Genomic DNA, 8,374 nt, shown 5'->3' with positions numbered 1-8,374 from the left:
CGCCATCGCGACCAGGTTCGACAAGACCGCCGTGTCCTACCGGGGCATGCTCGACCTGGCCACCCTGCTCATCTGGCTTTGAGGACAGCCCCTAGGCCGGCGTCAGTCGAGCAGCGACCAGGTGGCGGTGCAGCGGACCACGACGGTGATCCGCTGCGCCTCCAGGTTCAGCCCGCCCAGCTCCGGTGCCACACCGGGCGAGCCGCCGCCGCCGTAGGCGGCCATCGTGCGCGACGAGTCGGCCGCCCACGTCTCGGCGTCGCCGTCGGAGAGCCGGTGCAGCGGGCCCAGCCGCGCGCCCAGGGCCTCGACGTAGCCCTCGGCGCGGCGCCGCGCGTCCGCCACGGCCTCGCGCTGCGCCTCGCGGACGGCCTCGGAGTCGTCCGCGAGCTGCCAGTTCGGGCCGCCCAGCCAGCTCGGCTCGGCGGTCACCAGCGCGGCGAGCAGGTCGTCGAGCCGGGTGAGGTCGTCGACGCGCACCACGTAGTTCTGCGCGGCCCGGCTGCCGGAGCGGCGCCTGCCGTCCCAGTTGTCGTGCACGTGGAGCTGCCGCGAGCGGACCTCGACGCCCGGTCCGGCCAGCGCCGCCTCCACGCCGGCGACCCGCGCGGTCAGCGCGTCCACCGCCTCGCCGCGCGACGAGCCCGTCGTCTCGAAGCCCACCTGCACCTCTGCGCGGTCGGCGGTCCGCTCGACCTTGCCGACGCCCTTGGTCACCACTTCGGCCACGAGGCCACGCTACCGGGGACGCCGTTCGCCGGGACCCGGCGAACGGCCCGTCCCGCGGCGATCGCGTCCACCGGGCCGCACTCCGGCCGGCTCCTGCACGGGCTCGTGGCCTGACCTGCGGCGACGGGGTCGCCACGGTTGCGTCGGGTGATCCAGTGGGCACGCCGGGGAGTGGGAGGTGCCGCATCCGGTCTGGGAGGTGTCCGTCGATGGAATCTTCGGAGTCCACGCGGTAACCGCCGATGATTCGTCGGTATGTGCGGTACCTCACCGGAAAATCGGGTGATTTGCGGTCCTGGAGGGTGCATACTTGAGGCACACCACCGAGAGATGTCTGAGAGGGATGAACCCCCGATGAACTTCACTGCGAAGCTCCGCGCTCGTCGTGTCGAGGCTCGCAACCGCAAGGCCGTCGCCCGAGCGATCGACATGGCGCCCACCCCCGCGATGCGCCACGAGCTGATGGCGATCGCCCAGGCCCAGGTTTCCGGCCTCCGCTGACGCGGGTCCGGGTTCTTCCGCCGGCTCGCGCGACGGCCGCCCGATCGACACCGGGCACACGCCCCGCCGTTCGCGCGCCGGCGAAGGGGGAACGACGAAGCCCTGCCGCACCTCCCGCGCGGCAGGGCTTCGTCACATCAGTAACGTGATCTGTGTCACACCGTTTAGTGGATGTAACAGTCCACGATCGTGTCTCGATGTTCCTGATGACCCCGCGGTGCTGTCGGACCCCCGACCTGGCAGCACCGCGGGGTTTCCCACGTCGCGGCTACTTGGCCGTGGCCGAGCCGTTCCAGGTGTCGTCCGTTCTGCGGGCGCGCCTCATCATCACTGCTTCCCCCTGTGTGTTCTGGCTTGTCCCCCATGGACAACACCATCGTGCCACCGGGGTACGACAGTTTCTTGAGCGTTTGCTGAGAGCATGACCCGGTGAGGCTCCCGCTGCTGGTCGTCGACGCGGCCAACGTCGTCGGCTCCGTCCCGGACGGCTGGTGGCGCGACCGGGCCGCCGCCACCACCCGCCTGAGGGACACCCTCCTGGGTGTGGTCGACCCGGGCGTCCCCACCTTCCCGGGCCCGTTGGAGATCGTCCTCGTGGTCGAGGGCAGGGCCCGCGGCGTCGACCCGGTCCCGGGCGTCCGGGTGGTCGCCGCCGACGCGTCGGGCGACGACGCGATCGTGGAGGTGGTCCGCGCCGAGGGGGCGGACCGGCGCTGCGCCGTGGTCACCGCGGATCGCGCGCTGCGCGAGCGGGTGGCGGCGCTGGGCGCCGAGGTGCTGGGACCGCGCTCGGTCCGGTGAGCACGCCATACCCGGGTGGCCGCGGGTCGTCGGTGGTCCACTCGATCTCGTGTGCCGCGGTTCAGGCGATACCGACCCCGATGAGCGCCTGTGGTGGTGCTCGACTTCCGGACGTTCCACTGTCGGCAGGTCAACCCTTCCGCATGCCGGACGATCGGCGTTCCGCGGACCAGGTGTGCCGAGCATCCCGGTCGCCTCCGACCGCCAACTCGCCTGCGTCATTGGTTCTGGACGTCGTCTCCAGGGCGCCGCTCGACTTGCTGCCTCGGCATGCTGATGGCCAGTGCACGACGGGCTCCTTCGATCACCTGCTTGTAGGTGACGACCTCGATCCGGGAGCGGTCGGCGTTGTAGCTCCGCAGCACTTCGTCGACCTGCTGTTCGGTGAAGTCCACGTCGTACATCGGATGCCCGATGACCACCGTGCCGCTCGCCCGTCTCGCCTCAATGCCGTGGCGTTCCAGAATTCCCGTTCGGTCCTCATCGAACGCCCGAAGGTAGTTCGCGACCTGTGCGGCGGCGCGGTTCACATCATCGGAGGTGATCGGAACACCTCGGTGCAGTTTTACCGACCGGGCGTTCGCCTTCTTCAGTTCAACGACGTGCAGCACCCCGTCCGGTCGCAGCAATGCCAAGTCGACCTCTGTGCCAGGCGTCAGTCGTCTGACGTTGGAGACGCCGACGTACCCGCCCCCGAACACCCAGGACGCGCGCTCGACCAGTCGTTGCAAGCCACTCTCCGTGGTGAACGGGTTCTCGACCGCCGCCTCCAGGGCGTCCAGTTGCTCGCGCCTGATCCGGAGTTGGGCCGCTGCCACCAAGAGGTGGGCGTCGGGAGCGGCCAGCAGTGCGTTGACCTGGGGGTGGAGGTCCTCCTCGATGTGGAATTCGACTCGGTCGACCATGACGTCGATCAGCCAAGCGGCGATCTCCGATCTGACCCGAAATGCGCCGTAGTGTCCGGCTCGTCTGGCTCGCACGAACCGCAGGGCGCGACGACCTTCATGTTCATAGTAGGCGCGAATGTCGGCTGCGGTGGCGTTCGGGTCATCGGTGAGAAGTTGGCCGATCTCTTGTCCGATGAATGCCCTCAAAGCGCTCATGGAATTCTGAAGGCTGTGAACTTCGGATAACTGTCCAGAGCCGCTGTAAAGATCGTGCTTGACCTTGAGGTCGGTTTCCAGCAGTCGTCCTGTCATGTAGGAGAGGGCATCCTGTGCGCCCTCCTCGCTGACCGAATCCCCAACGTTATGTGCTTCGCGTGCGATGAACTCCAGTAGTTCGACCAAACGTCTCCCGCCCTTGTAAGGGCTCTGCGCGCCCATCAGGTCGAGCGCGTCCATGAAGTGCTGTGCGATCTCAGGGGAGGCCAGTTCGTGCAGGGACAGGAGCAAGGACTTGAGCGTGTAGTCGGACCTGAGTGCCATGGCCGGTGATCCTGGCCCAACGGCCCGGACGGGCTTCCCGAGGCCGAGACGATCTCGGAATGGTGGCCGACCTCCCAAATCCTGGACACCGAAATACCGTGGTGTGGGCTTGGTGTTGACTCCCCACGTGACGACCGCTCCACGCCGCCGCGCCCGCGTCCGCGCCCCCGAACTCGTCGGACGCGAGTGGCTCAACACCGGTGACCGCGAACTCAAGCTCGCCGACCTGCGCGGCAAGCTCGTGCTGCTCGACTTCTGGACGTTCTGCTGCATCAACTGCCTGCACGTCCTGGACGAGCTGCGCCCGCTGGAGGCCGAGTTCTCCGACGTCCTGGTCACCATCGGCGTGCACTCGCCCAAGTTCGCCCACGAGGCCGAGCGCGCCGCCGTCGCCGCGGCCGTCGAGCGGTACGCCGTCGAGCACCCCGTGCTCAACGACCCCGAGCTGACCACCTGGCAGAACTACGCGGTCAAGGCGTGGCCCACCCTGGTCCTGGTCGACCCCGAGGGCTACGTCGTCCACGTCGCCGCCGGCGAGGGCCACCTCGACGCGCTGCGCCAGGTCGTCTCCGAGGTCGTCGCCGAGCACGAGGCCAAGGGCACCCTCCACCGCGGCGACGGCCCGTACGTCGCGCCGCCGCCCGCCGCCACCGAGCTGCGCTTCCCGGCCAAGGCCGTGCTCACCCCGCGCGGCACCCTGCTGGTCAGCGACTCCGCCCACCACCGCCTGGTCGAGCTGGACGCCGACGGCGAGACCGTCCTGCGCCGCTTCGGCACGGGCGAGCGCGGCCGCCGGGACGGCCTCGAACCCACCTTCTCCGAGCCCGCCGGCATCGCGCTGCTGCCCGCCGAGGTCGCCGCGCGCGTCGGCTACCACGCCGTCGTCGCGGACACGGTCAACCACCTGCTGCGCGGCCTGGACCTCGACACCGGCGAGGTCACCACCGTCGCCGGCACGGGCGAGCAGTGGCGCGACGGCGAGACCGACGGCCCCGCCGACAAGATCCCGCTGACCAGCCCGTGGGACGTCGCCTGGTGGGAGCCCGCGGGCGGCGTCGCGATCGCGCTGGCCGGCAACCACACGCTCGGGCTGTTCAAGCCGCTGGAGAACCGCCTCGAACGCCTCGCCGGCACCACCGTCGAGGGCCTGCACGACGGCCCCGCCCCGGAGGCGTTCTTCGCCCAGACGTCGGGCCTGGCCGCGGACGGCGACCGGCTGTGGCTGGTCGACTCCGAGACGTCCGCCCTGCGCCGGCTGGACGCCGACCGCACCGTGCACACCGTCGTGGGCAAGGGCCTGTTCGCCTTCGGCCACCGCGACGGCGCCGCCGACCAGGCCCTGCTCCAGCACCCGCTGGGCGTGACGGTCCTGCCCGGCGGCCAGGTCGTCGTCTCCGACACCTACAACGGCGCCCTCCGCCGCTACGACCCGGCCACCGGCGAGGTCTCCACCCTGGCCTCGGACATCGCCGAGCCGTCCGACGCGGTCCTGGTCGACGGCGAGCTGGTCGTCGTGGCCTCCGCCGCCCACCGCCTGGAGCGCCCGGTGCCGCCCGGCGCCCGGCTGGCCAGCGTCAGCGGCGACGCGCACGAGGTCCGCCGCCCGCCGACCGTGGTCGGGCCCGGCGACCTGGAGCTGGCCGTCGTGTTCACCCCGCCCGCCGGCCAGAAGCTGGACGATCGGTACGGCCCGTCCACCCGGCTGGAGGTCACCAGCTCCCCTCCGGGGCTGCTGGAGGGCGGCGCGGGCGTCGGCACGGACCTGGTGCGCGTGCTGCGCGTCGCCGAGGGCTTCACCGAGGGCGTGCTGCACGTCGTCGCACAGGCCGCGAGCTGCACGGACGACCCGGCGGTCGAGCACCCGGTGTGCAAGCTGGCCCGCCAGGACTGGGGCGTGCCGATCCGGGTCGAAAAGGACGGACCGGACCGCCTACCCCTCATGATGGGCGGCCTCGACGACGCCATCTAGACTCTGCGGGTGGCCGATGTCAAGCTCCAGATCCAGATGCTGCACGACCGCGTGATGGTGCGGATCTCGCAGGAGGACGGCGAACGCCGCAGCAGCGGTGGCATCGTGATCCCGGCGACCGCCCAGATGGCCAAGCGCCTGGCCTGGGGCGACGTGATGGGCGTCGGCACGAACGTGCGACACGTCAAGGTCGGCGACCGCGTGCTGTTCAACGCGGAGGACCAGTTCGAGGTCGAGGTGCAGGGGCAGACCTACCTCGTGATGAGGGAGCGGGACGTCCACGCCACGGCCACCGAGCGGACGACGGACCAGGGCACGGGGCTTTACCTGTGATCCCCCCGACCGTGATCGTCGTGTGACGGCGGTCGGGTAAGCAGTCCCAGGACCTTGCGGAGAGGCAAGAGGGGGAGCGGTGCCGGAGAACCAGCGACCGGAGTACGACGCTGAGCGGACCAAGGCCATGGAGCCGGTCCGCCCGTCGGGCACCGCATCGGAGCGGACGACGCAGATCGCCGCGTCCTCGGTCCAGGAGGCCGCGTGGCCCCAGGCCGAGTGGCCCCAGGAGGAACCGGACGCGGAGGCGGGCGCAGGGGCCGGCACCGCGGCGGGCACCGGGTCCGACCCGTCCGCGACCGTCCGGAACGTCACGCCGCCCGGACCGCCGGCCAACGGCGCCGCGCAGACCGGGCCGCGGGCCAACGGCAAGACCGGTGGCACCGGCGCCGAGGCCACGCAGGTGATGAAGCCGGCGGGCGACGTGACGCGCGCCCTGTCGGGCGAGCAGAACCGCGCCGCCGAGCCGAACCGCCCCGCCGAGCCGAACCGCCCCGCCGACACCACGCGCGTCGCCCCGGCCGACGCGACCCAGGCCATCCCGGCCGACGCCACGCGCGCCCTGCCCGACGCCGCCCGCACCGACCCCGCGCGCACCGACCCGGCCCGCGCGGTGCCCGCCGCCGAGGCCCCCACCGTGCCCGCCGCCGAGGCGACCCGCGCCATGGCGCCCCCGCCCGCCGAGCAGACCCGGGCCATCCACACCCCGCCCGGCGGCTTCGCCCGCGGCCCGTCGCCGTCCGAGGCCACCACGGTGTTCAGCACCCCGGTGTCCGTGCCCGAGCCCGAGGCCACCGTGCACGGCCCGGTCATGGTGGACGAGGCCGAGGAAGCCGACGAGGCCGACGCCCGCCGCAAGAGCAGGCGCAAGGCCGCCCTGGTCGCCGCCGCCGTGCTCGGCGTGCTGGTCGTCCTCTACGGCCTGGACATCCTCGTCTCCGGCGGCAACGTGCCGCGCGGCGTGACCGTCGCGGGCGTCGACGTCGGCGGCCTGAGCCACGCCGAGGCCGAGGAGAAGCTGCGCGCCGAGATCGGCCCCCGCCTGGCCGCGCCGGTCAAGGCCCGCGCCGGTGACGTGGACACCGAGCTGGACCCCCAGGCGGCGGGTCTGGAACTGGACTGGGCCGCCACCCTGGAGCGCGCGGGCAGCCAGCCGCTGTCCCCGATCACGCGCGTCACCTCGTTCTTCACCTCCCACGAGGTCGGCTTCGCCACCCGCAGCGACGAGGCCAAGCTGACCGCCGCGGTCGAGGGCCTGCGCGGCACCACCGACCGCGAGCCCGCCGAGGGCGCCATCCGCTTCGAGGGCGCCGCCCCGGTGGCCGTGGAGCCGAAGCAGGGCCAGAAGCTCGACGCGCCGGGCGCGGTGGACGCGCTGCTGGCCGGCTGGGCGGACGGCGGCACGGTCGAGCTGCCGGTGGCCACCACCCCGGTCAAGACCACCAAGGAGGGCGTCGAGCGGGCGCTCGCCGAGGTCGCCAAGCCCGCCACGTCCGCGCCGCTGATCATCAAGGGCGAGGGCAAGGACGCCACGCTCACGCCCGAGCAGCTGGCCACCGTGCTGGTGTTCGAGCCCGCCGACGACGGCGGCCTGAGCGCGAAGGTCGACAACAACAAGGTCATCGAGCACGCCGGTCCCCAGCTCAAGGAGACCGAGAAGGAGGGCAAGGACGCCGAGATCGTGTTCGAGGGCGGCCGGCCGACCGTGAAGGAGTCGGTGGACGGCCTCGGCATCGACTGGGAGAAGTCCCTGCCCCCCATGCTCGACGTGCTCAAGCGCGACAACGAGCGCGTGCTCAAGGCGGAGTACAAGCACACGCCCGCGAAGGTGACCACCGAGCAGGCCAACAAGATGGGCATCAAGGAGGTCATCGGCGAGTTCCAGACCGGTGGCTTCGCGGCCGACTCGGGCACGAACATCCGCGTGGTGGCGCAGAAGGTCAACGGCGCGATCGTGAAGCCGGGCGAGACCTTCAGCCTCAACGGCTTCACCGGTCCGCGCGGCCGGGCCCAGGGCTACGTCGACGCGGGCATCATCGAGAACGGCATCCCCGGCCGCGCGGTCGGCGGCGGCATCTCGCAGTTCGCCACGACGCTCTACAACGCCGCGTACTACGCGGGCATGAAGGACGCGGGCCACAAGGAGCACAGCTACTGGATCTCGCGGTACCCGGCGGGGCGCGAGGCCACGGTGTTCATGGACGCCGCGGGCAACAGCCTGATCGACATCAAGTTCACCAACCCGGACCAGACCGGGGTGGCGATCCAGACGATCTGGACGCCGTCGTCGATCAAGATCGTGCTGTGGGGCACCAAGAACTACGACGTGACCGGGTCGACCAGCGAGCGGTTCAACTTCACCGAGCCGCAGGAGCGCAAGGTGACGACCAAGCCGTGCAGCCCGAGCAACGGCGCGCAGGGCTTCTCGGTGACCGACACCCGGACCATCACCGACCGCCGCACCGGCCAGACCCGCAGCGAGTCCCGCACCGTCCGGTACGACCCGTCCCACAAGATCATCTGCGAGGGTTGACGCCCCGCTGATTCGCGGTAGCCACGATTGGGTATCACCCGGTCGTGGCTACCAGCGCGAATGAGGTGCGGAGACATCCCG

At 71.4% G+C, this 8,374-nt stretch carries 7 protein-coding genes; 5 read left to right on the top strand and 2 right to left on the bottom strand.

Annotated features, from left to right (window positions below):
• Positions 1-102 precede the first annotated feature (102 nt).
• The gene (locus ACFV4N_RS18100; protein WP_499673687.1) at positions 103-729 is read right to left on the bottom strand and encodes an SIMPL domain-containing protein; all 627 of its coding nucleotides are present in this window, start codon (positions 727-729) and stop codon (positions 103-105) included.
• 354 nt (positions 730-1,083) lie between these two features.
• Here ACFV4N_RS18100 and ACFV4N_RS18095 point away from each other — a divergent pair, with 354 nt between their 5' ends.
• Both ACFV4N_RS18095 and ACFV4N_RS18090 read left to right on the top strand, forming a co-directional pair.
• Positions 1,084-1,230 (top strand): hypothetical protein, encoded by a 147-nt coding sequence (locus tag ACFV4N_RS18095; RefSeq protein WP_367134087.1) that lies wholly within the window; start codon positions 1,084-1,086, stop codon positions 1,228-1,230.
• A gap of 429 nt (positions 1,231-1,659) precedes the next feature.
• On the top strand, positions 1,660-2,031 hold the full coding sequence (locus ACFV4N_RS18090; protein ID WP_499673686.1) for an NTP pyrophosphohydrolase: 372 nt from the start codon (positions 1,660-1,662) through the stop codon (positions 2,029-2,031).
• A 218-nt stretch (positions 2,032-2,249) separates the two neighbouring features.
• Here the strand turns inward: ACFV4N_RS18090 and ACFV4N_RS18085 are convergent, their stop codons facing one another.
• Entirely contained in the window at positions 2,250-3,458 is a 1,209-nt protein-coding gene (locus ACFV4N_RS18085; protein ID WP_499673685.1) for a Shedu anti-phage system protein SduA domain-containing protein, read from the bottom strand.
• Positions 3,459-3,585: 127 nt separating this feature from the next.
• Between ACFV4N_RS18085 and ACFV4N_RS18080 the strand changes: the two genes are divergently transcribed.
• From ACFV4N_RS18080 to ACFV4N_RS18070, 3 genes are all read left to right on the top strand, one after another.
• The gene (locus ACFV4N_RS18080; RefSeq protein ID WP_499673684.1) at positions 3,586-5,427 is read left to right on the top strand and encodes an NHL domain-containing thioredoxin family protein; all 1,842 of its coding nucleotides are present in this window, start codon (positions 3,586-3,588) and stop codon (positions 5,425-5,427) included.
• Between the two features lie 9 nt (positions 5,428-5,436).
• Positions 5,437-5,760, top strand: a complete 324-nt coding sequence (locus ACFV4N_RS18075; RefSeq protein ID WP_499673683.1) for a GroES family chaperonin — start codon at positions 5,437-5,439, stop codon at positions 5,758-5,760.
• Between the two features lie 79 nt (positions 5,761-5,839).
• Positions 5,840-8,293, top strand: coding sequence for a VanW family protein (locus ACFV4N_RS18070; protein WP_499673682.1), 2,454 nt, complete (start codon positions 5,840-5,842; stop codon positions 8,291-8,293).
• The last annotated feature ends 81 nt before the right edge of the window (positions 8,294-8,374 follow it).

The organism is Actinosynnema sp. NPDC059797 (genome assembly GCF_042732085.1).
Taxonomy (GTDB): Bacteria; Actinomycetota; Actinomycetes; order Mycobacteriales; family Pseudonocardiaceae; genus Actinosynnema.
The sequence above is the reverse complement of the archived record's forward strand: the minus strand, read 5'-3'. Positions and strand labels throughout refer to the sequence as shown.